The organism is Thiomonas sp. 13-64-67, assembly GCF_002282795.1.
Lineage (GTDB): Bacteria > Pseudomonadota > Gammaproteobacteria > Burkholderiales > Burkholderiaceae_C > Thiomonas > Thiomonas arsenitoxydans.
The window spans coordinates 1-22312 of sequence record NZ_NCKP01000038.1; the positions used below are offsets into that span (position 1 = coordinate 1).

Consider the following 22312-nt stretch of genomic DNA (forward strand, 5'->3'; position numbering starts at 1 on the left):
GGCCGCCGCGAGAGCTACGCGCATGTGCCCATGCCGCGCATGACCAACACCTACATGCTGGCGGGCGACCGCGATCCGGCGGAAATCCTCGCCAGCATCGACCGCGGCCTGTACGCGGTGAACTTCGGCGGCGGGCAGGTGGACATCACCAGCGGCAAGTTCGTGTTCTCCGCCAGCGAAGCCTGGTGGGTGGAGAAGGGCAAGCCGCTCTACCCGGTAAAGGGCGCCACACTGATTGGCAACGGCCCCGACGCGCTCACCCGCGTGAGCATGATCGGCAACGATCTGCGGCTGGACAGCGGCGTGGGCACCTGCGGCAAGGAAGGCCAGAGCGTGCCCGTCGGCGTGGGCCAGCCGACCCTGCGCATCGACGGCGTGACCGTGGGCGGTACGGGCTGAGCTCGGCCCGACCTTCATCCAGGCCCGACAGCCGGACCGCAGCGATGCGTTCCGGCTGTTTCATTTTTTACTTGCGGTGACATCGGTGAAAACTGCTTTACGGTGCATGATGAACGGGTGAACACTGATTACAGTGCACCCAAGCCGGACGCGGATCCGGCCTTCCCTCCCACACTGCTGAAGAAAGGTTTGCTCCATGAAACACACCACCCTGCTCGCCGTCGCGCTGACCAGCGCTGCCCTGGCCTTCCCCTCGGTCGCTTCGGCCGGTTTGCTGAAAAATCACGAACAAAAAGTGCAGTGCGAAAAACAGGCCAAGGAGCAAAGCCTCAAAGGCAAGGATCGCACCGAGTTCATCAAATCCTGCGTGAGCAAGGCTCAGGAATCCGCCGCACCCGCAACGGAGCAAGCCCACCAAGAAACCAAGAAGGAAGAAGAGCATCACTCCATGCAAACCTCGGGCGCAGGCATGGCCGCGGCGGCGGGCGGCGGCGCGGGCAAGGTGTGGGTGAATGCCTCGACCAAGGTTTATCACTGCCCGGGCGACAAGTACTACGGCAAGACCAAGCACGGCGAATACATGAGCGAGTCGGCCGCCAAGGCGGCGGGCGATCATCCGGCGCATGGCAAGACTTGCAACTAAGCAGGTGTGAACGGACTCAGCCCGCGCTAAGTGAGGCCGGTTAAGTTGTGGGCATTCTGATTTTCAGCCGCCGCCCCGTGCGGCCTTGCTCACCATGTCCACAATCGCCGTGCCCGAAGCGCGCTATCACCCCGTCTCCCGCCTGCTGCATTGGGCCATCGTGGCGCTGATCCTGCTGGAATATCCCCTGGCCTGGCTGATGACCGATCACCGCGGCGCGCCTGAAGATGCGCTGGCGACCTGGCATATCGGCGTGGGCACGACCGTTCTCACCCTTTTCGTGCTGCGCCTGCTGTGGCGGCTGATCAAGACACCGCCGCCGCACCCGCCGATGCCCGCCTGGCAGGCGCTTGCGGCCCAGGCCACACATGCGCTGCTCTATGCCGGATTCGTCTTGCTGCCGCTGCTGGGATGGCTGGCCGCGTCGGCCCGCGAGTGGCCGGTGCATTGGCTGGGGCTATGGCCGCTGCCCGCGCTGTTTCCAGCCAACGCCACATGGGCTGGCCTGCTGGGCGACGCGCATCAAGTGGTCGCTCTGGGGCTGCTCGGCTTGATCGGTCTGCACGTTGCTGCAGCGCTGTACCACGCCTTCATCCTGCGCGACGGCAGCCTGCGCCGCATGTTGTAAAAAAATTCAGACCTAAACCACCTTCAGCCCGGCCAGCTCGGGCTTGGGCTCGGGCGGCGGGGTTTTGAGCGCCTCGAGCGCCTGCACCACCAGACGCGCCACAATCAGATTGCGCACCGGCTTGCGGTCGGCCGGCACCACACACCAGGGCGCCTGCGCAGTAGAAGTCGCCGCCAGCGCCTGGCTGTAGGCGGCCTGATAAGGCTTCCAAAACTGCCGCTCTTCGAGATCGGACGGGTCGAACTTCCAGTGTTTGAGCGGGTTGTCGATGCGCTCCTGCAAGCGCTCGCGCTGCTCGTCAAAGCTCAGGTGCAGAAAACACTTGACGATGGCCGTACCCGATTCCGCCAGCATCTGCTCGAAATCGGTGATCTGCCGCAAATAGCGCTTCATCTCGCCGTTCTTCAACTCACCGTGCACCCGGCGGATGACCGGTTCCTCGTAATGACTGCGGTTGAACACGCCGATGCAGCCCAGCGGCGGCACCTGCGCATGCACCCGCCAGAGAAAGTCGTGCCGCCGTTCCTGCACGCTGGGTACGCTGAACGACGCCGCGTGGATGCCCAGCGGATTCACCCCGGTGAACACCGCCTTGGTCGTGCTGTCCTTGCCTGCCGAATCCATGCCCTGCAACACCACCAGCAGAGCCTGCTCGCGGCGGGTGAACATCGCGTCCTGCAGCTCGCCGATCTGGCCGCGCAGGCGGTCGAGTTCGGCCTCGATCTCGTCTTTGGAAGGGTCGCCCGGCAGGTCGATCTGCGTGGGGCGGTCCGAGAGGTCGAGGTTGTCTTCGGGGTCTACCCGCAGACGGCGCAGATCGGTCAGTAGAGGCATGTCAGAGGGCATGTCCGCTTCAGCGCCTCACACCCTTGGCCAGCAGCGCCAGATTTTTGCGGGCGCGTTCCTCACCCTGCGCGGCGGCCAGCGTCCACCAATGTCGCGCTTTCTCGACGTCAGGCAGCTTGCCCAGCCCGCGGTAGTACAGCACGCCAAGACCGAACTGCGCCTGCGCATCGCCCAGCTCCGCCGCCCGCTGGTACCAGCCGGCCGCCTGGGTGTAGTCGAGACTGCCGCCCCGACCCATCGCCAACAAGGCGGCAAGCTCGCGCTGCGCCTCGGGCATATCCATCTCGGCGGCCTTGCGCAGCCAGGCCACGGCCTGCGCATCGTCCTGCTCGACGCCCTGGCCGGTGACGAACAGATGTCCGTAGCGGTAGCAGGCTTCACGATGGCCCTGATGCGCGGCAAGAGAGAACATCGCCGCAGCGCCCGAAGGATCGGCCGGGCCGCAACGTCCGTTGAGCAGAAAAATGCCCAGATTGCACTGGCCCGCCGCGTCGCCCGCCTCTGCGGCACGCTGATACCAGACCTGGGCCTGCGCGTCGCTGCGGGGCACGCCGCGCCCATGCTCGTACAAAAATCCCAGACCATTCATCGCCCGGGCCAAACCCGCTTCGCAGGCTTGGCGCCACAGGGCCAACGCCTGAGCATCGCTTTGTTCCACGCCGCGCCCGTGTATGTAGAGCCAGCCCAGGTTGTACCGGGCCCCGGCAGAACCCTGTTCGGCCGCCTTGCGATACCAGTGCGCCGCATGAACAAAGTCCTTGCGGTCGTGATAGTGGGCGCCCAGCCACTCTTGCGCGGCCGCATCTCCCTCATGCGCCAGGACTTCGAGCGGATGCTGCGTCTCGCTGAAGTCGAGATGCTGGGGCGGTTGGGTGTGAATGCCGAGATCGAGCTCGGCGGACCGTGGGGTACTCATGGGCGCGGCGATTTTTTGCAGGCATGCAGCATACCCCCGACTCGCCCCGGAGCGGAACATTGCGGCGATATGCTTCGTACTCTTGTTTCAACCCAGAATTTCCATTAGGCGGGGCTACGCCCCTACATGGGCGCTGGCGGGCGGTTTGGGGCGTCTTCGCCCCCGCGCTTCGCGCCCATAGCTCGGGCTATGGGCTTGTCGCGCAGGGCCGAATCCATCCCCAACCTGCCGCACCATCATCCCATGTCCTAATGGAAAATCTGGGTTCAACGTGTTTCTTCCCGTGTTTGTTCCTTTTTTGCGGAGACTCTTTCATGCGCCGCTGGATATCCCTTCTCTTGCTTTCCGCCGCCCTTCTGAGCCTGAGCGGCTGCGGCTACAACGCCCTGCAGGCGTCCGACGAGCAGATCAAAGCGAGTTGGGCCGAAGTGCTCAACCAGTACCAGCGCCGGGCCGATCTGGTGCCCAATCTGGTGAACGTGGTCAAGGGTTACGCCGCGCATGAGAAAGACGTGTTCGTGCAAGTGACGGAGGCGCGCGCCAAGGTCGGCCAGATCCAGGCCACGCCCGAACTCATCAACGATCCGGCCGCCTTTGCCAAGTTCCAGGAGGCGCAGGCGCAGATGACCAGCGCGCTGTCGCGCCTGATCGCGGTGTCCGAAAACTATCCGCAGCTCAAGGCCGATGGCGTGTTCCGCGATCTGCAGGCCCAGCTCGAAGGCACGGAGAACCGTATCACCGTGGCCCGCATGCGCTACATCGAAGCCGTGCAGAACTACAACAACCTGGTGCGCCAGTTCCCCAGCAACCTCACCGCCATGGTGGTGGGCATGAAGGTCAAGCCCAGCTTCACCGTGGAGAACGAGAAAGCCATCTCGGTGGCGCCCAAGGTGGACTTCGGCGGCGCCCCCGCGCCTGCCGCATCGAAGTAAGGCCGCATGACGCTGTTGCGCGGACTCTGGAAGCGCTGCCTGCTTGCCGCGCTGCTGCTGTGCGGACTTGGCACGCTGGCCTGGGCCGCGCTGGCGCCGGTGCCCGCGCTTACCGCGCCGGTCACCGACCTCACCGGCACCCTCACCGCGGAGCAAACCGCCACGCTCGATCAGGAACTGCGAGCCTTCGCCACGCGCAAAGGCAGCCAGATCGCCATCCTCATGGTGCCCAGCACCGCGCCGGAAGCCATCGAGCAATACAGCATTCGCGTGGCCGAGGCGTGGAAGCTGGGCCGCAAGGCGCAAGACGACGGCGTGCTGCTGCTCGTCGCCAAGGACGACCGCGCCATGCGCATCGAAGTCGGCTACGGGCTGGAAGGCGCCATTCCCGACGCCATCGCCAAGCGCATCATCGCCGAGGTCATCACCCCGCAGTTCAAGCAGGGCGACTATTTCGGCGGACTGCAGGCTGGCGTACAACAGCTCATGAAGCTGATCGACGGCGAGCAACTGTCACCGCCGCAGGCTGTCGCGCCGGGCGCAGACCGATCCAGCGCGCAGGAAATCGGCTTCATGGTGTTGATCGGCGCGGTCGTGCTGGGCTCGGTGCTGCGCAGCGTGCTCGGCCGCACCGTCGGCGCCGGGCTGAGCGGACTGATCGCAGGCGGCGCGGGGTGGTGGCTCGTCGGCTCCGTGCTGTTGGGACTGACATTCGGCGCGCTCGCCTTCCTTGCCGTGTTCAGCGGCATACGCATGGGAGGTGGGCCGGGCGGACTGGGTGGTGGTGGCTTCGGCGGCGGCGGATTCGGCGGCGGCAATGACCGCGGCTCGGGCGGATTCAGCGGCGGCGGCGGTGGTTTTGGCGGAGGCGGCGCTTCGGGCCGGTGGTGAGATGCGTTGGTCCCGTCTGCTGCAACACCTGCGCTTTGCGCCCTGGCAAACCCGCCGGGCGTTTCCGCAAGCCACGCTGGCCGCCATTGCCAAGGCCATTCACGCGGCTGAGCAGGCACACGGCGGCGAAATCCGCTTTGCGGTTGAAGGCGCGCTCGATCTGCCCGAACTCTGGCGCGGCCTGAGCGCCCGCGAGCGCGCTATCGAGGTGTTCTCGCACCTGCACGTCTGGGATACGGAGCACAACGACGGAGTGCTGATCTACCTGCTGCTGGCCGAGCGGGACGTGGAAATCGTGGCCGACCGCGGCATCCACCAACGGGTGCCGAGCGACGCTTGGGAGCAGGTGTGCCGCAGCATGGAAGCGCTGCTACGCCAGGGCCGCTTCGAGGCCGCCGCGCTGCAGGGCGTGGCCGAAGTCAGCGGCCTGCTCGCCCTGCATGCGCCGCCGCGCAGCAGCGAAAAACGCAACGAGTTGCCCGACTGGCCGGTGGTGCTGCGGCTGTAGTTCAAGGAAACAAACCCTTGAACAGGCCAGGAACCGCCTTCTGCAGCGGCTGGGCCTGGGCGGGTGCGAGCTGTTTCTGCAGTTCGTTCTGCAAGGTGTTTTTCAAGGTCTGCTTCAACAGATTCCCGCCCGCCTGCGACCACAACACGGTGTAGCTCGGCTGGGCAAAACTGCCCGCGATACGCACCGGCACGGTGACGCCGCGCAAGGCCGCGAGATCGGCCCCGCCCTGCCCCTGTAGCGAACCGACGACGGCGGGCAGCAGCAGATAGTCCAGACGCTGCCGGGGAAGATCGAACCAGCCCTCGCCGCCCACGCGCAGCAGCGGGCTCTGCACCATTAGGTCGCTGTTGTTCGCCACCCCGTTCTGCAGCACAAAGGTGGCGCCGAGCGCGGTGAAATCAGTCTGCTCACCCGCGGTGGCGGCGAACTGCCCATCCTTGCGTGCCGCCAGCAGGGCGCGGGCGTTACGCAGCATCTGCGCCAGATTGAAACCCTTCACAGCGCCGTTGCGCACATCGAGCCGCGCCTTGCCCGAAAGGCTGGCGATGAGCGCGGGCAGGGTCTTGCCCTGTGCCGTCAGGTTCATCGTCCAGTTGGCCTTGCCGAGCAGAAAATCCTTGCCGACCAAAGCCTGCAACACCGGCTGCACGCTGACATCACGCCCGCTTTGCTGCAGGGTGTATTGCTGCTGCGCCAGATTCACCCGCAGATTCGCGTCCACACTGCCGCCAAAGCCCTGCGCGGTGAAAGGCTGCAGGGTCAGCGTTTTGCGGTCGCTGGTCAACTGGCCCTGCACCGCGCTCCATTGCATGCCCTTGAACACCAGGCTGCCAATCTTGAACTGCGCGCCCAGCCCGAGTTTTTGAAAGGCCGACAGGTCGATGGGGGCAGGCGCGGGCGCGGCGGATTTTGGTTGGGCGGCGGGCGGCGGCAGCCAATCGTCGAGGTTGAGGCGGTCGGCATTCACGTCGAGGCGCAGGGTGTCGGGCTGCGCCCAGCCGCCCGACAGCTTCATCCCGCTGCCGGCCACCAGGCCTTGGAGCTGAAACTGCGCGGTAGGTCCGTTCATGGGGCCGTTCGCGCCGCCGTCGTATTGCGCATTGCCCTGCAGCGCCAGGGTCTGCGGTTTGGCGCCGGGGGTGAGCTGGCCCGAGAGCTTGATCGCGGGCAGAACATAGTGCGCATGAGTGAGGTCGAGCTGCAACGGCGAGGCCAGAGTCAGTCGCATCGCCCCCGTCTTTCCGGCGGCGCCGCGCTGCACATCGCACTGCGCCACGGGAACGCGCAGCGCGCTCCAGGCGCCCGCGGCCTGCTGGGCCTTGCACTGCAGCTGCAGCGCCTGCGCCGCGCCGATCTCGGCGCTGGCATCGAGCGGCCCGATCTGCACGGTGTCGCCCTTGGCTTCGAGCGTTGGCAGGCTGATCTGCGCACTCAAGTTTTCCCCGCTCTCGGTGCGGCCGGTGGTCTTGACGCGCCATTGCCGCGTCGTCAGCGCCCACAATGAACCAGTGCGCAGCTCGAGTTGATCGGCGTTGAGCTGGGTCTGCATCGCCTTCAGTCCCGGCACATCGCCCTGCGCCGACAGCGCCAGATCGGTCAGCGCCACGCTGTGCTGCGCCGGGTCGGCCAGCAACTTGCCGCGCAGGGCGATGCGGGTTGCCAGCGCGGGCTGGACGAAGCGCGCCGTGGTCTCCAGATGGAAGGCCCCGGCGTTGCCGCCGTCCAGGCCGGAAAGGCCGACGTCCAGGCCGTCGAGCTGGCCGTGGAGCTTGGCCTTGTCGTCGTCGTAAAAGAGCACGCCCTGCTCCACCTGCAGACGGTGCACCGACAGGCCCAGCGGGCTGCGCGGGGGCGCGGATTCGGGCTTGCTGTCGGGCAGCAGGTCGGCGAAGTTGAAACGCCCCTGCGCGTCGCGGGCCACATGAATCTGCGGCTTGATCATCACCACCCGATCGACCACCAGCTTGCGCCGCAGCAGCGCGAATAGATCGAGGTGCAGTCGCAGGTCGTCAGCCCGCGCGAAAACGGCGGGAGAGTCGCGCTCGCTCAAGGAAAACGGCCCGGTGCGCAGCGTCAGTGGCGGAAACAGCGTGAGCTCGATCGTGCCCGGCAACGTCAATGTGCGGTGCTCGCGCTCCTGCACCACCTGGATCAACGTGGCCTTGTATTGGTTCGGATCGAAGGTGAGCAGCAAAATGCTCATGCCGCCCACCACCAGAATGACCGCAGCCAGCAGCGCCGCCAGCAGCCCCTTGAACAGCCGCATCGGCCAGCGCCTGCGCGGCGCGGGCGCGTCGGGCTGCGGCGCAGTGACCTCAGTCATGGGCGGGAATTACGCCCAGGCGCTGATGCGCCGGGGGCACAATGCGGGTTTTGTCGGTCAACATGGCGGCTGATTTTAGGCAGCTTGTCTGACAGCCCGAAGTTCCCAGAAACACAGCGCTTCAAGCGCAGCCATTCCATCATGTCCTCCCCTTCTTCCGACCTTCTGATCTGCGGCGGCGGCATTGCAGGCAAGGCCTGCGCGCTGGCGCTGGCGCAGATCGGACTGCAGGTCACCCTGCTGGGCGCGCGCCCGGCCGCCGCCCTGCCGACCCAGGGCTATGCTCAGCGCCTTTACGCGCTCAACGCCGCCTCAAGGCAATTGCTCGAAGAACTGCGGGTCTGGCCGCAGATGCCGCCTGAGCGCATTCAGCCCGTACAGGCCATGCACATCCGCGCCGATGGCGCCCAGCTCGCCTTCGATGCCCGCGACGCCCGCAGCGAGGCGCTGGCCTGGATCGTCGAATCCGACGCGATCGAAACCGCGCTCGATCTGGCGCTGCGCTTCGAGCGTCGGGTTGTGATCGACTCGGCCCAGGCTGCGCGGCTGCAACGCCAGCCCGCGGCGGCAGGCTGGCAGGTGCAGACCGATGACGGCCGCACCCTGCAGGCCGCGCTGCTCATCGGCGCCGACGGCGAGCACAGTCTGGTGCGCAAGGTCTCGGGCATCGCGATGGATACGCACGACTACCTGCAGCGCGGCGTGGTGGCCAATTTCATCTGCGCCGCACCGCACGAGGGCCTTGCCTTCCAAACCTTTGCAGATAACGGCGTGATCGCCCTGCTGCCGCTGGCGCCGATGCAGGGTCGACCAATGGTGTCGCTGGTCTGGTCGGCCCCGGAGGTGCTTGCGCAAGAGTTGCTCGCCCTGCCGCCGCAGGCTCTGGCGCAGCGCGTCGAAGCGCACCTGCCCGCCTTGCGCGCGCAACACCTCGGGCCGCTGCAGGCCACCGGCCCCGCGGCGGCCTGGCGCCTGCAGCGCCAGCTGGCCCGCCGCACCGTGGCCGACGGTCTGGTGCTGATTGGCGACGCGGCGCATCGCGTGCATCCGCTGGCGGGTCAGGGTCTCAATCTGGGTCTGCAAGACGTGCAGGTGCTGGCCCGCACCCTGCAACAGCGCAGCGCCGGCCAGGCCGTGCACGACCCGCGACTGCTGCGACGTTATTCCCGCGCGCGCGCCGAACAGGTGCTGGCGCTCGCCACCACCACCGACGCCCTCGCCCGGCTGTACGCTGCGGGCAGCCGGGTGCCCGGGCCGCTGCGCGCGCTGGGCCTGCAGACCGCCAATGCCCTGCCGCCCGTCCGGCAGTTGCTCACCCGCTATGCTTCGGGTCTTCCCTATCTTGCCTGACGCGCGTTTGTGCGCATTCCCGCCTAAATGAACTCTTTGCTCTCCCGCTCCGTCGCGCGCGTTCTGCGCGGTGTCGCGCTGTCCGCGGCCTTCCTGTCTCTGCCGGTCATGGCGCAAACCCTGGCCGAAACCCGCGCCGCACTCGAAAAGGCCATGCCGGGTCTGCCTGCCAGCGCCAAGATCATCAAAACCCCCTATGCCGGGCTGTATGAAGTGGACGTGGGCAGCAAGATTTTTTACACCGACGCCAAGGCCACCTTTTTGTTCGCAGGCGAGATTTTCGACACCAAGACCCAGACCAACGTCACCAAGGCCCGGATCGACGATCTGCGCCGGGTGAACTGGAAGGATCTGCCGTTCAAAGACTCGTTCAAGCTGGTGTTCGGTAACGGCAAGCGTCAGATCGCGATTTTTGAAGACCCGTATTGCCCGTACTGCCACAAGATGGAAGCCACGCTGGAAAAGATGAGCAACGTCACGCTGCATGTGTTCGTCGTGCCCATCATCCGCCGCGAATCGATGCAACAGGCGCGCGACATCTGGTGCGCCCCCAACCGCAGCAAGGCCTGGCTGGACTGGATGAACAAGCAAGTGCAGCCGCCCGCGGCCGCGGCGACTTGCGTCGACCCGCTCAAGGCCAATGTGGAGCTCGCGGAGAAGCTGGGCATTTCGTCCACCCCCACGCTGATCTTCACCGACGGCGACCGCATGGAAGGCGCCCTGCCACAAGAAGAAGTCGAAAAGAAGCTGGCCGCAGTCAAGTAAATCAAGCCAAGCCGAAGCGCCACAGCAGATACACCGCCATGCCGCCCGCGATGGCGGCCAGTAGTTTGCGCGTACCCAGTGCCAGCGCGGCACTGGTCAGCGCACCGGCCAGCCAGGGGTTGCGCCAACTCAAATCCCAGTGCTGGCCGTCGGGCAGCAACACCATGGGCACGACGATGGCGGTGAGCACCGCCACCGGCACATGGCGCAGCGCCTGCTGCACTCGCGGCGAAAACCTCAGCCGTCCGCCCAGGCCGAACAGGGTGTAGCGGATGGCAAAGGTCACCGCCGCCATGCCGACGATCACCGCCCACAGGCTCCAGTTCATCGCGGGTCTCCTGCGGCTTGCAGACGGCGGCGACCATCCATCCACACCCCGACCGCCACCCCGGCGAAGGCGGCGAGCATCAGGCCGAGCTTGTACGGCAGGTCGCGCGCCGCCAGCGCCACCACCGCCGCAGTAAGGGCCACGGCGATGCTGGGACGTTCGCGCAGCAGCGGCGCGACGATGCCCACGAAGGTGGCCACAAGCGCGAATTCGAGTCCGAGATGCGTCAAGGCCGGGCTGGCCTGCCCCAGAAACGCGCCGACCGCCGTCCAGCCCAGCCAGTTGGCGTACATCGCCGCGCCCGACCCCGCCGTGTACCAGTGTTTGAACGGCGCGCCGTCGTCGTGCGCGTAGCGATGATGCACCGCGGCGTAGGTCTCATCGGTCAGCCAGAACGCCAGCAGCACCCGCCAGCGCTGCGGCAGCCGCGCCATCTGCGGCTGCAGGCTGGCGGCGTACAGCAAGTGGCGCAGGTTGACGACCAGAGTGGTGAACACCACGACCAGCGCGCTGGCGCCGGCGCCCAGCAGACTCAGCGCGATGAACTGCGCCGATCCGGCGAACACCAGCGCCGACATGCCCAGCGCCCCGACGATGCCCAGCGGACTGGCCGACGCCAGCGCGCCGAAAATCAGCCCGAAGGGCGCAGCGCCCAGGAGCAGCGGCAGGGTATCGCGCGCGCCGAGGAGAAATTCGGTGGAACGTCCCGCCGGGTGAGGCGAGGAAGAAGAAATCGACGTCATGCCCACAGACTAGCGGCACGGCTCGATGCGGTCTTGAACGTTCTTGCTCTGGAGATAACCGCCAGGCGTGACGCCGAAGGCGCGCTTGAACAGCCGGTGCAGATGCGACTGGTCGGCAAAACCCAGACTCGCCGCGACCTCCGCCGGACTCAGCCCGCCACGCAGCAGGCGCTTGGCTTGCGCCAGCCGCCACTGGTTGCGCCAGGCATGCGGCGGCAGCCCGACGCTGCGCGAGAACACGCGGTTGAGGTGCCAGGGGCTCAGGCCCACCGCGCGCGCCAGATCGTCGAGAGTCAACGCCGCCTCAAAGTCGGCCTGCAACAGCTCCTGCGCTCGGCGCACGGCGGCATCCTCGCGTCCCGTGGCGGGCTCGACCACCCCGGCGTAGCGCAACAGCGGCGTCATGGCCTCGCGCCAAGCGCAGCTGCGAAGCAAGGGATCGCGGCAGGCGATCAGCACGGCGTGCAAGCCCTGCAAAGCACGGAACAACGCCGGGTCGTCGAACACCACCCGATCGAACACCGGCAGCCGCGCATCGCCGTCGCGCAGCTCGGCCATGAGTTCGCCTAATTTCTGAGGCGCTGGGTAAAGTGCGCGGTAAGACCAGCCGGACTCGCCGCCACTCTGGCCTGTGTGCACCTCTGCCGGCGGGATCACGATGATGCTTCCCGCGTTCGCCACGCCATCCGCCCGTCTGCAACGAAAGCGCTCGCTGCCTTGTTCGATCAAGGCCACGACAAAGGTGTCATGCACATGCGGTGCAAACCGGTGATGCACATAACGCGCCGTCAGCAGCTCCATGCCCGCGAAATCCGGGGCGATGTGCATGCGGGCCGATTCGGTCTGCGGGGCGATGGCGGGTGAGGACATGCGCAGATTGTGCTGCAGACGCCGAGCGCTTCGACACAAAGTTGCGCCGCACAAAAACCCTGCCCCACACTCGGAAGCACATGATTTGTCACCGCATTGGGCGTACAAGCTGTGACACCCCCGAATCGACTTGACAGGAGACCGTGATGCGTCTGTTCCATCTTGAACCGTCCGATACCCAGCAGCTCGCGCAATGGTTGCAGCAGGCCGACGCGCTGGTGCTCGCCCAGGGCGGCAGCGATGTGCTCAGCGGCACTTTGCAGGATCTGCCCATCCTCCAGAATCTCATTGCGCAGCACCCGGCCGCGCCCACACCCGAGCAGCTCCACGCCGTTTCAGCCGCGCTCGGCCGTGTCTTGCTGCATGAGCAAGCGGGCAGCGAATGGGCCATTGTGCAAGGCGTGCATCAGCGCGGCTACGCCATCCGCCGCATGGGCACCCTGCACTGGGTGTCGCCCGAGGGCGCCCTGCGCTCGCATCTGCACGGCGGCGCCCGGCTCGACCTGCGGCAGCTGTTCGCCAGCTTGTGCGAGCGGCTGAACCCCCCGGCCCTTGCCGCTTGAAGCGGCGCATCCTGCGGTGTTGAAGCCGCGCTTGATGCGACCGGCTTATGAAGTCGGCTTGAGCGGCGTGTAACCGTCGTTCAGGGTGTGCAGGAAGGCGATGATGTCGCGCATGTCCTGCGCGGTCATCGCGGGTTGTTCGCCCAGCTTGCGGTTGAGCGGCGGATCGGTCACGTCCACATTGGCGCGGTACTGCGGCGGCAGGTCGTCGTACTTGCGCACCTGGCCGCCCACGGTGGGGTAGATCTTGCCCGGCTGCACGTCGCGGAAGTTGTAGAAATCCAGCACCTGCTTGAGCGAGTGATAGACCCCGTTATGGAAATACACCGGCCGCTGCGCCACATTGCGCAGCGTGGGGGTGAGGAACATGCCGCAGTAGGCAGTCTGGTTTTTCAGGTCGGTCCGGAAGGGGCCGCACAGCCCGATATCGAAGTAGTGCGGATTCTGGTTCGCTGGAATCTGTGGGTTACGCGGCACGCCCAGCGCCTCGTACTGCGTGTCGGTGAACAGCGGCGGCAGATGATCCTTGGTCGGCTGATCCAGATGGCAGGCGGCGCAATCGCCCTTGTTCACATCGTTGAACGCCAGATAGCCGCGCATTTCCTGCGACGTCAGAGTCGCCCTGCCCTGCAGCCAGGCGTCGTATTTGCTGTTGAAGGCGTGGAACTGCGGGTCTTCGATCTGGTAACGGGCGATCGCAAACAGCGCCTCAGAAACCGTCTGCTTCGGGTCTGCAAACACATTGGGGCCGAAGAGTTGCAAAAACATCTTGGCATACGGCTGGCGCTCGATGATGGCAGCCACGCGCTGCGGCGTGCCCGCGTCCATCTCCACCGGGTTGAACAGCGGGCCACCCGCCTGCTGCTGCAGGGTGTTCACCCGCCCGTCCCAGAACAGCCCGCCGGTGGGTACCAGATTTTGTACCGACTGCGCCGTGCTCTGCGCGGTCTTCTTCGCCCGCTGGCTGGTCTGCCCCAGCGCCGCGAGTTGCTGCAGGGTGATGGTTTCGTTCTCCTCGTTGTCCGGGCCGATGGAGAACGGCTGCTGCCGGTAGAGGTAGGCCAGCGACGGCGGCGGGCGAAAGCCGGGTGAGGTCATATTCGGCCCGCCCAGCATCACCGGCCCGCTGCCCGTTGGAGGGTTGTAGCCATTCGCCGGGTCATGACAAGACGCGCAAGACTGCTTGCCCGAGGCTGAAAGCGCCGTATCAAAAAACAACTGACGCCCCAGTTGCGCCACGGCCGAGAGGGGTTGCTGCGGCGGCAACACGAGTTGCACCGGGTGCGGATTGCCGCCCAGCGCGAAAGTGAAGCTCTGCACCGGATGCTGCAGCCAAACGACGGGGGGAATGCTCGGCTGCTCGTGCATACCCCAGGCCAGCGCGCCGCCGCCCCCCGCAAGGGCAACGACCAGCGCAATGGCCAGGCGGCGTGCCCAGTGCGAGCGGCGCGGCTTGCTCGCAGGCGCCTGCACAGCGACCGAAGAAGCGATGGCAGGGTGGGTAGAGGTGACAGACATGGTGCGGCTTCTCGGCGAATTTCAGTCTTTTCCGCGGGTCTCGTGGCGGACGAAACCCGCGGAAAAGACCGCCCCAAACGGGGCGGTCTGCGGGGTACCAGCGGGATTGAGTCGATCAGCTTTGCTTGGTGAACAGCGAGACGTTGAACTGCGGCGTCAAGCTGCCCGCAGGCGGGGCGCTCAGCACCGTGCCCTGCGCCGGATCGATGAACACCTTGGGCGCGCTGCCCACCGACTTGGTGAAGTCGAACAGGTTGTTGATCGAGCCCGCCGTGGCGTCGAACGACCCACCGCCCAGGCGCTGGCCGCCGAGCCAGTTGTCCTCGATGAACCGCACGATGGACGCCTGGCTGATGGGCGTGTTGCTCACATAGTTAGTCTTGGCCCAGGGCGAGATCACCAGGAAAGGAATACGCGTGCCCGGACCGCAGCGGCCATTAACCGGCTTGCCGTTCACACCACTGAGCGGCGTGCCCTTGCCGCACACGCCCGCCCCATTGAGCTGGTCGGCCTGGCTGTCGAACGAGGGATTGGTGGTGTTGGCAAACGCATGGTCATACCAGCCATCGGAATCGTCCCAGGTGACGATCACTGCGGTGCTGCTCCACTGCGGCTGCTGCTCCAGGAAGTTGACGACCTGCGACACGAAGGCCTGTTCGTCCAGCGGGTCGGAATAGCCGGCGTGACCATCTTCGAAGGCCGGTGCCTTGAGATAGGCCACAGCGGGCATATTGCCGGCCTTCACTGCGGCAAAGAAGTCCTGCAGGCCATATTCGTGGTTGGCCGGATCGGCAGTCTTGTTGTCGGTCTCCAGGGTGTGACCGATGGCCAGGGTCGAGCTCGGGCGGGCGTGCGTGGGGTTGGCCGTGCTCTTGTAGTACTGGAACCAGTTGTGGTGCTGGATATAGTCGCCCACAGTGGAATTGACGACTGGTGAGAAGGTGCTGCGCTTGCAGCCCGTCGTGCCGTTGGGGTTGGTCGCGCCAAGGTTGAACCCGCCCATGAAACCGCCCCAGGAAATGTTCTTACCGTTGAGCAGATCGCCGATGTTCTTGCCCGACATCGAGACTTGATTCGTTGGGCTGGAACAGATGTCATAGGCCGGATCGACATCGTTGATCAAGCCGTAGCCGCCCTGCCCGTCACTGATGTAGTACGAATACTTGCTCAGGGTGAAAGGTTGGTCCGTGGTCGCCACCAGTTGCACGCCGTTGGTCTGGCCGCTCACCGCTTCGAGCGCGCCCGGGGTGGACGGGCCGTAGGTGTCGGTATAAGCGTCATCGCTCAGGGCGAAGTTCTGCGCGTAGTTCCACAGCGCGGTGACGGTGTTGCCGTCGTAGTAGCCCATGACCTGGCCCTTGGTACCGAAGGCGCCCACGCCGCCCGTCGTCGCCGCGCCGGTGTATTTCGGGAACAGGTCGGCCTTGCCGCCGTCATAAGCCTGTTGCTCGGCGGTGTAGGCGTGGTTTTGGTCGGCGGTGGCGGCCTGGGTACGGTCGAGACGGTAGGGCTCGGCGGCATCGGCGCCGTTGGTGGTGTTGGTGAAGTTGGGGTTGTTGCTCAGCAGATTGGCGCTGACCAGATTGTTGACCGCAGGCGTGCCCGCCTTGGCGGTGAACGCCGGTTCGCCCGCCGGGTTGGTGGCCGTGGGATAGGTGGCGTAGTAGTGGTCGAACGACACGTTTTCCTGATACAGCACGACCACATGCTTGATCGGCGTGGCCGTCGCGAGCGCGCGGGCCGCGGTGTAGCTGGTGCCGGGCACGGTGGGCGAGGCCGCGACAGAATTGGAACCGCCGCCGCAGGCGGCCAGCGTGACGGCAGCCACGGCAACCGCCGAGGCCAAGAGGGTTTTGCGCAACATGGTGAAACTCCCTGAAGAGTGTGAACGATGGATCGCGTGGGGGCTGATCGCAGCCCGTGCTTCACGCAACGACCGTGATTCTTGAGAGCGCAAATGTCGCTTCCGTGACCAAGCTGCTCAGGGCAACAACTAGTTTCAAAACATACGGATGGATAACGGTTTGTCGCAACCAGACAAACTGCAGGCGTTCGGTTTCCGCCTTAGCCGCGCCCAAATCTGGGCGTGAGGTAAGTTCAGCGCGCGAGGCTTTTCAGCGCCTGGCGGATGCCGTCGTCCACACTGCAGCCTTCCGGCAGCGCTTTGGCGGCGGCCGCTGCCTCGCGCTCGGAATAGCCCAGCGCGATGAGGGCCTGCAGCACATCGGAGGCGCTGCCCGCGGCGGCCGTTGCGGCCCCGCCCAGATCGGCGCCGAGCTTGCCCTTGAGTTCGAGCAGCAGGCGTTCGGCGGTCTTTTTGCCGATGCCCGGCACGCGGGTAAAGCGAACGGCGTCCTGCTGCGTGACGGCTTGAGCGATCTCGCTCACGCTCAGCCCGGAGAGCACGGCCAGCGCAATGCGCGGGCCGATGCCGCTGATTTTGAGCAGATCACGAAACGTGGAGCGCTCCCCCGCAGTAGCAAAGCCGTAGAGCAGATGCGCGTCTTCGCGGATAACGGTGTGAATGAGCAGGGTGACGGCGTGCCCTACCGCGGGAAGGTCGTACAGCGTGCTCATCGGCACGTCCACCTCATAGCCCACGCCGCCCACGTCGAGCAGAATCTGCGGGGGGGATTTGTCGAGCAGGGTGCCGTGCAGTCGTCCGATCATGGGCGAAACTGTAGCAGCCGCAACCGCTAACATTCGCGGATTGTTCTGCGACGACACTCCATGACCCGACCTTCCTCCTACAGCAAAGAAGACCTCATCACCTGCGGCGAGGGCCGCCTGTTCGGCCCCGGCAATGCGCAGCTCCCTTTGCGCGAAATGCTGATGATGGACCGCATCACCCGCATCGCCAGCGAAGGCGGCACCTACGGCAAGGGCGTGATCGAGGCCGAACTCGACATTCATCCCGACCTGTGGTTTTTCGGCGTGCACTTTCAGGGCGATCCGGTGATGCCCGGCTGTCTGGGGCTTGACGCGATGTGGCAGCTCGTCGGTTTTTACCTCGGCTGGATGGGCGGTCTGGGCCGCGGTCGCGCGCTGGGTGTGGGCGAAGTGAAGTTCACCGGTCAGGTGCTGCCCACCGCGAAACTGGTGCAGTACCGCATCGACCTCAAGCGGGTGATCAACAGCCGCCTGGTCATGGGCATCGGCGACGGCGCCATGCTGGTCGATGGTCGCGAAATCTATACCGCCAAGGACCTGCGCGTCGGGCTGTTCACCTCCACCGAAGGGTTCTGAACCCGGGCTGCACCCGGTGAGTGCAACCCCGGATGGGTAGTGTCCCTAGAGGCGGGCGCGCGCAAACAACGATACAGTCCAGATGTATCCAATTGTTATAGAGACTGCATCATGCGCCCTTCAACCCTCCCCGATCTTCAGCGCCGCCGCCTGATGGGCTGGGGCTTGAGTGCGGCCGGGCTGGCCGCCGCTGGCGCCGCCGCGCCGCACCTCGCCGCCTTCGCCGCTGACGCGGTGGACTTCATCCGTGGCCCCAAGGTGCCCGATGTGCCGTTCACCCAAATTTCTGATCACGTCTATGTGATCTACGCCGCCGATGGCTTTCCCACCGAGAGCAATCAGGGCATGATGAGCAATATCACCGCGGTCAAGACGGCCAAGGGCGTGGTCATCCTCGACTCTGGCGCCTCGGTGCAGATCGGCGAGATGGTCATCCGGCAGTTGCCCAAGGTGAGCGACAAGCCGGTGGTCGCGGTGTTCAATTCGCACTATCACGGCGATCACTGGCTAGGCAACGATGCTTTCGTGAGTGCTTACGGGCAAGACCTGCCGATCTACGCCATGCCGCAGACCCGCGAGCAGATTCTGGGCGCAACCGGCACCGAGTGGCAGCAGGCCATGCTCAAGTGGACCAACCAGTCCAGCGCGGGCACCCGCATCGTCGCCCCCAACCGCGACGTGAAGCACGGCGACGTGTTCGACTTCGGCGACGTCACCCTGCGCGCGCACCATTACGGCACCGCGCACACGCCGTCGGACGTCTGCCTCGAAGTCGTGCAGGACAAGCTCACCTACGTGGGCGACGTGATGATGAACCGGCGCATCGCCAATATGGACGACGGCTCCTACCCCGGCTCGCTCAACTACATGGACAAGCTGGCGCAGAACATCCCCGGCAGCAACTGGCTGCCCGGTCACGGCCATGCGGGACAGGCCGTGATGGTCTGGCAGCGCGAGGCCGGCCCCGAAGCCGCCATCGCCGCCGCCAAGGCCGATCCGCGCGTGGCGTCCAAGGCCAAGGAGACGGCCGGGTGGGACAACAACATTGGCAAGTACATCAGCCTCGCCTATCTGGAGGCGGAACAAAAAGTCTGAGCGCTTTTTCTTCGCGGGCCGCCCCACTCCCCTACTCCTCTCTACTTCACCTGCTCCACTGCCAGCGGCACTTTCACACCGTGCTCGAACTCCGACAGGGTGATGCTGGGATCGGCGAGTTCGCCCCTGTCGGTGAAGTGAATGTCGCTGTCGGTCACGCCGTCGTAGTCGATGTGGCGGATGTAGGGCAGATAGACCTTCGGGTCGCTCGACCCGGCTTTCATCATCGCATGGGCCAGCACCATGGCTGCATCAAAGGCGTTGGGTGAATAGAGCTGGAAGGCGGCCGCGCCGAACTCGGCGTCGTAGCGTGCCTTCCAGGCCTGGCCCTTGGGCAGCTCAGAGAGCGGCGCGCCGCCCTGGGCGCAGATCGTGCCGTTGACCGCATCGCCCGCCACCTTGGCCATGATGGGCGCGCAGATGCCGTCGCCGCCCATCAGCCGCGCGGTGATGCCGATCTGGCGCATCTGCCGCACCAGCGGTCCGGCTTGGCTGTACATGCCGCCGTAGAAGATCACCTGCGGATGGTCGGCTTTGATGCGGGTGAGGATGGCGGAGAAATCGGTGGCTTTGTCATCGGTGTACTCACGGTCCACCACGTCCATGCCGAGCTTCTTCGCCTTGGCCGAGAACACATCGGCCAGTCCTTGGCCGTAGGCGGTACGGTCGTCCACCACCGCCACGCGCTGCACGTGAAGGGCGTCGTGGGCATACTCGGCCAGCCCGGTGCCCAGGGCGTTGTCGTTGGCGATCAGGCGAAAGAAGGTCTTGTAGCCCTGCTCGGCGATCTTCGGCGAGGTGGAAGATGGCGTGATCTGCGGAATCCCCGCCCGGGCGTAAATGCGCGCGGCCGGATAGGTGCAGCCCGAGGTCTGATGGCCGATGACGCCGCTCACGCCCTCATCCACCAGCTTCTGCGCCACCAGTGTGGCTTGAGTGGGCAGGCCCTGGTCATCTTCGACGTCCATCGCCCAGCGCACCGTCTTGCCGCCAATCCGGGCATGCTCGGCATTGAGCTGGTTCAGCGCCATTTGCACTCCGTTGACTGCATCCTGCCCACTGGCGGCCAAGGGGCCAGACAGCGGCACGGCAACGCCAAGCACCACGCGCGGCTCGGCCGCATGGGCCGACAGCCCCAGACCGGCAGACAGCGCCAAAGACATACCAGTCAATCGCAACGATGAAGTCATGAGGTTCTCCTTGAGAGATCCGGCTTGAAAACAACGAACCCGGATCATCAAGCAAAAACCGCGCGCGGCCTGTAAGCAGATGCATCCGCACCCCCAACGGCGTCACCCGATCAGCCGCCCCCCGCGCACCTGCATGCCGCGCAGTTGCGCCGCGCTGAGCTTGCCACTGGCCACGTCCGCCGTGCCCACATTCGCAGGAGAAGACGCCCGATGCAGCGCCGCCAGACCGCGCTGCGCATGCGCGTGGCAGATCGCCAGCCCGAGCGCGTCGGCGGCGTCCGGGCCGGGCTGGCCGGGCAAGGCCAGCAGCCGCATCACCATCTCCTGAATCTGCGACTTGCTGGCGCGGCCGTAGCCAACGATGGATTTTTTCAGCTGCAGCGCGGTGTACTCGACCACCGGCAACCCTTGCGCCACCAGCGCGGCAATGGCCGCGCCGCGCGCCTGCCCCAGCAGCAGGGTGGACTGCGGGTTGACGTTGACGAACACGATCTCCACCACCGCGACCTCGGCGCCGGCCTGCCGCGCCACCTCGCTCACGCCGTCGAACAGCGTCTTCAGACGCTCGGGCAGCGTGCCCTTCGGGATACGAATGGCGCCGCTGGCCTGATAGCCCAGACGTTGGCCATGGGCATCGATCACGCCGTAGCCCGTGGTGTTGAGTCCGGGGTCGATGCCGAGGATGCGCATGGTGGTGCGCCGTGCCTCAATGCCGGAAATGCCGCATGCCGGTGAGCACCATGGCCATGCCGTGTTCGTCGGCCGCTTGGATGACTTCGGCGTCGCGCATCGAGCCACCGGGCTGGATGACGGCTTTGATACCGGCCTGCGCCGCGTTGTCGATGCCGTCGCGGAAGGGGAAAAAGGCGTCTGAGGCCATGACCGAGCCGGGAACCGGCAGACCCGCGTGCTCGGCCTTGATGGCGGCAATGCGTGCGGAGTTGACCCGGCTCATCTGTCCGGCACCGACGCCGATGGTGGCGTTGTCCTTGGCGTAAACGATGGCGTTGGACTTGACGAACTTGGCCACGCGCCAGGCGAACAGCAGGTCGCGCATTTCGTCGGCCGAAGGCTGGCGCTGGCTCACCACCTGAATGTCACCCGAGAGCAGCAGGTCGGCGTCCTGCACCAGCAGCCCGCCGTTGACGCGCTTGTAGTCCAGCCGCGCACCGGGCTGCGCAGGCCACTGGCCGCATTCAAGCAGGCGGACGTTCTTCTTGGCCGCGCAGATGTCGATGGCGGCCTGCGTCACCTTCGGGGCGATGATGACTTCGACGAACTGCCGCTCGACGATGGCCTGCGCGGTGGCGCCGTCGAGTTCGCCGTTGAAAGCGATGATGCCGCCGAAGGAGGATTCGGGGTCGGTTTTGTAGGCACGCTCATAGGCGTCCAGCAGGGACGTGCCGTAGGCCACGCCGCAAGGGTTGGCGTGCTTGACGATGACGCAGGCGGGCGCGGTGTCGAACTGCTTCACGCATTCCAGCGCGGCGTCGGCGTCGCCGATGTTGTTGTACGAGAGCTCCTTGCCCTGCAGCTGGCGGGCGGTGGCGATGCTGGCCTCGCGCGCGCCCGGCTCGACGTAAAACGCCGCGTTCTGGTGCGGGTTCTCGCCGTAGCGCAGATCTTGCTGCTTGACGAAAGACAGGTTGAACTGACCGGGGAAGGAAGCACGCGTGCCGTCGTCCTGCAGCGCCGACAGGTAGTTGGAAATGGCCGCGTCGTATTGCGCAATGCGATTGAACGCCGCGACCGAGAGGCGAAAGCGCGTGGCGTCGCTCACCCGGCCCGCCGCGCGCAGCTCAGCCACCACCACGGCATAGTCGGCCGGGTCGGTGAGCACGGCAACATGGTGATAGTTCTTGGCGCCCGAACGCACCATGGCCGGGCCGCCGATGTCGATGTTTTCGATGGCTTCATCAAGCGTGTGCGGCTTGGCCACGGTGGCCTCGAAGGGGTAGAGATTCACGCAGAGGATGTCGATCGCCGGGAGGTCGTGCGCGTCGGTCTGCGCCACATGCTCGGGCAGGTCGCGCCGCGCCAGCAGGCCGGCATGCACCTTGGGATGCAGGGTCTTCACCCGGCCGTCGAGCATTTCCGGAAAGCCGGTGTAATCGGCCACCTCGGTCACCGGCAGACCGGCGCCCTGCAGCATCTTGGCGGTGCCGCCGGTGGACAGCAGGCGCACGCCCAGGGCGTGCAGATCGCGGGCGAAGTCGAGCACGCCGGTTTTGTCGGAAACGGAAATCAGGGCTTGCATGGAAGTCTCGGTGAATGGAAATGAGCGGGGGCGGGTGCGGCGGGATGGGTCAGAGCAGCTTGTGTTCGGCAAGCTTCTTACGCAGGGTGTTGCGGTTGATGTCGAGCCAGCGCGCCGCGAGCGACTGATTGCCCTCGGCATGCTTCATCACCGTGGCCAGCAGCGGTTTTTCCACCGCGGCCAGCACCATGGCATGAATGCCGTGCGGCTCGGAGCCGCCGAGGTCGTTGAAATAGGCCTCGAGGCTATCGACGACACATTGTTCGAGCGTGGTTTTGCGGGGAACGGCGGGCATAGC

General features: G+C 65.8%; 24 protein-coding genes. 11 read left to right on the forward strand and 13 right to left on the reverse strand.

Features of this window, described 5'->3' with window-relative positions:
• The 3 genes from B7X30_RS10275 to B7X30_RS10285 all read left to right on the forward strand — a co-directional run.
• On the forward strand, positions 1-399 hold a 399-nt coding region (locus tag B7X30_RS10275), incomplete at its 5' end, for a metallopeptidase TldD-related protein (protein WP_286730460.1).
• 196 nt (positions 400-595) lie between these two features.
• Positions 596-1042, forward strand: a complete 447-nt coding sequence (locus B7X30_RS10280; RefSeq protein ID WP_286730461.1) for a PsiF family protein — start codon at positions 596-598, stop codon at positions 1040-1042.
• A gap of 94 nt (positions 1043-1136) precedes the next feature.
• Positions 1137-1670, forward strand: coding sequence for a cytochrome b (locus B7X30_RS10285; RefSeq protein WP_286730462.1), 534 nt, complete (start codon positions 1137-1139; stop codon positions 1668-1670).
• A 12-nt stretch (positions 1671-1682) separates the two neighbouring features.
• Here the strand turns inward: B7X30_RS10285 and B7X30_RS10290 are convergent, their stop codons facing one another.
• Complete coding sequence (locus B7X30_RS10290) at positions 1683-2516, reverse strand: PPK2 family polyphosphate kinase (RefSeq protein WP_286730463.1); 834 nt, start codon at positions 2514-2516, stop codon at positions 1683-1685.
• A gap of 7 nt (positions 2517-2523) precedes the next feature.
• Positions 2524-3432: a tetratricopeptide repeat protein gene (locus B7X30_RS10295; RefSeq protein WP_286730464.1), complete on the reverse strand. Its 909-nt coding sequence runs from the start codon at positions 3430-3432 to the stop codon at positions 2524-2526.
• Between the two features lie 314 nt (positions 3433-3746).
• On the opposite strand from B7X30_RS10295, the gene B7X30_RS10300 reads away from it, so the two are divergent.
• From B7X30_RS10300 to B7X30_RS10310, 3 genes are read left to right on the forward strand one after another with little or no spacing between them, the layout of a single operon-like run.
• Positions 3747-4364: a LemA family protein gene (locus B7X30_RS10300; RefSeq protein WP_286730465.1), complete on the forward strand. Its 618-nt coding sequence runs from the start codon at positions 3747-3749 to the stop codon at positions 4362-4364.
• Positions 4365-4370: 6 nt separating this feature from the next.
• A complete protein-coding gene (locus B7X30_RS10305; RefSeq protein ID WP_286730466.1) occupies positions 4371-5255 on the forward strand; it encodes a TPM domain-containing protein in 885 nt (294 codons plus the stop codon).
• A 1-nt stretch (position 5256) separates the two neighbouring features.
• Positions 5257-5763: a TPM domain-containing protein gene (locus B7X30_RS10310; RefSeq protein ID WP_286730467.1), complete on the forward strand. Its 507-nt coding sequence runs from the start codon at positions 5257-5259 to the stop codon at positions 5761-5763.
• A gap of 1 nt (position 5764) precedes the next feature.
• On the opposite strand, the gene B7X30_RS10315 is transcribed toward B7X30_RS10310, so the two are convergent.
• Positions 5765-8089, reverse strand: a complete 2325-nt coding sequence (locus tag B7X30_RS10315) for an AsmA family protein (protein ID WP_286730468.1) — start codon at positions 8087-8089, stop codon at positions 5765-5767.
• 141 nt (positions 8090-8230) lie between these two features.
• Here B7X30_RS10315 and B7X30_RS10320 point away from each other — a divergent pair, with 141 nt between their 5' ends.
• Both B7X30_RS10320 and B7X30_RS10325 read left to right on the forward strand, forming a co-directional pair.
• Complete coding sequence (locus tag B7X30_RS10320) at positions 8231-9439, forward strand: FAD-dependent monooxygenase (protein WP_286730470.1); 1209 nt, start codon at positions 8231-8233, stop codon at positions 9437-9439.
• A 27-nt stretch (positions 9440-9466) separates the two neighbouring features.
• Positions 9467-10204, forward strand: a complete 738-nt coding sequence (locus B7X30_RS10325) for a DsbC family protein (protein WP_013107092.1) — start codon at positions 9467-9469, stop codon at positions 10202-10204.
• A gap of 1 nt (position 10205) precedes the next feature.
• Here B7X30_RS10325 and B7X30_RS10330 read toward each other — a convergent pair whose 3' ends face one another.
• The 3 genes from B7X30_RS10330 to B7X30_RS10340 are packed head-to-tail and all read right to left on the reverse strand — an operon-like array spanning position 10206 to position 12145.
• Positions 10206-10532: an AzlD domain-containing protein gene (locus B7X30_RS10330; RefSeq protein WP_013107093.1), complete on the reverse strand. Its 327-nt coding sequence runs from the start codon at positions 10530-10532 to the stop codon at positions 10206-10208.
• Positions 10529-11275, reverse strand: a complete 747-nt coding sequence (locus B7X30_RS10335) for an AzlC family ABC transporter permease (protein WP_286730473.1) — start codon at positions 11273-11275, stop codon at positions 10529-10531. Before B7X30_RS10335 ends, B7X30_RS10330 begins: the two co-directional genes overlap by 4 nt.
• Positions 11276-11284: 9 nt before the next feature.
• Complete coding sequence (locus B7X30_RS10340) at positions 11285-12145, reverse strand: helix-turn-helix domain-containing protein (protein WP_286730475.1); 861 nt, start codon at positions 12143-12145, stop codon at positions 11285-11287.
• A 146-nt stretch (positions 12146-12291) separates the two neighbouring features.
• Here B7X30_RS10340 and B7X30_RS10345 point away from each other — a divergent pair, with 146 nt between their 5' ends.
• Positions 12292-12708, forward strand: coding sequence for a DUF3806 domain-containing protein (locus B7X30_RS10345; protein WP_286730476.1), 417 nt, complete (start codon positions 12292-12294; stop codon positions 12706-12708).
• A gap of 45 nt (positions 12709-12753) precedes the next feature.
• Here the strand turns inward: B7X30_RS10345 and B7X30_RS10350 are convergent, their stop codons facing one another.
• The 3 genes from B7X30_RS10350 to ruvA form a co-directional block, all read right to left on the reverse strand.
• Entirely contained in the window at positions 12754-14226 is a 1473-nt protein-coding gene (locus B7X30_RS10350; RefSeq protein WP_286730477.1) for a cytochrome-c peroxidase, read from the reverse strand.
• A 115-nt stretch (positions 14227-14341) separates the two neighbouring features.
• On the reverse strand, positions 14342-16090 hold the full coding sequence (locus B7X30_RS10355) for a phospholipase C (RefSeq protein WP_286730478.1): 1749 nt from the start codon (positions 16088-16090) through the stop codon (positions 14342-14344).
• 233 nt (positions 16091-16323) lie between these two features.
• Positions 16324-16896 carry a Holliday junction branch migration protein RuvA gene (gene ruvA / locus B7X30_RS10360; protein ID WP_286730479.1) on the reverse strand — a complete coding sequence of 191 codons (573 nt, stop codon included), beginning with the start codon at positions 16894-16896 and terminating at the stop codon, positions 16324-16326.
• A gap of 60 nt (positions 16897-16956) precedes the next feature.
• On the opposite strand from ruvA, the gene fabA reads away from it, so the two are divergent.
• Together fabA and B7X30_RS10370 are read left to right on the forward strand one after the other, a co-directional pair.
• Positions 16957-17472 carry a bifunctional 3-hydroxydecanoyl-ACP dehydratase/trans-2-decenoyl-ACP isomerase gene (gene fabA / locus B7X30_RS10365; protein ID WP_013107100.1) on the forward strand — a complete coding sequence of 172 codons (516 nt, stop codon included), beginning with the start codon at positions 16957-16959 and terminating at the stop codon, positions 17470-17472.
• A 111-nt stretch (positions 17473-17583) separates the two neighbouring features.
• A complete protein-coding gene (locus B7X30_RS10370; protein ID WP_286730480.1) occupies positions 17584-18567 on the forward strand; it encodes an MBL fold metallo-hydrolase in 984 nt (327 codons plus the stop codon).
• A 41-nt stretch (positions 18568-18608) separates the two neighbouring features.
• Here the strand turns inward: B7X30_RS10370 and B7X30_RS10375 are convergent, their stop codons facing one another.
• The 4 genes from B7X30_RS10375 to B7X30_RS10390 all read right to left on the reverse strand — a co-directional run bounded on the left by B7X30_RS10375 (position 18609) and on the right by B7X30_RS10390 (position 22309).
• On the reverse strand, positions 18609-19757 hold the full coding sequence (locus B7X30_RS10375) for a branched-chain amino acid ABC transporter substrate-binding protein (RefSeq protein ID WP_286730481.1): 1149 nt from the start codon (positions 19755-19757) through the stop codon (positions 18609-18611).
• A 102-nt stretch (positions 19758-19859) separates the two neighbouring features.
• Complete coding sequence (ruvC, locus tag B7X30_RS10380; RefSeq protein ID WP_286730482.1) at positions 19860-20447, reverse strand: crossover junction endodeoxyribonuclease RuvC; 588 nt, start codon at positions 20445-20447, stop codon at positions 19860-19862.
• Positions 20448-20463: 16 nt separating this feature from the next.
• A complete protein-coding gene (gene purH / locus B7X30_RS10385; protein ID WP_286730483.1) occupies positions 20464-22014 on the reverse strand; it encodes a bifunctional phosphoribosylaminoimidazolecarboxamide formyltransferase/IMP cyclohydrolase in 1551 nt (516 codons plus the stop codon).
• A gap of 49 nt (positions 22015-22063) precedes the next feature.
• On the reverse strand, positions 22064-22309 hold the full coding sequence (locus B7X30_RS10390; protein WP_013107110.1) for a helix-turn-helix domain-containing protein: 246 nt from the start codon (positions 22307-22309) through the stop codon (positions 22064-22066).
• Between the last annotated feature and the right edge of the window lie 3 nt (positions 22310-22312).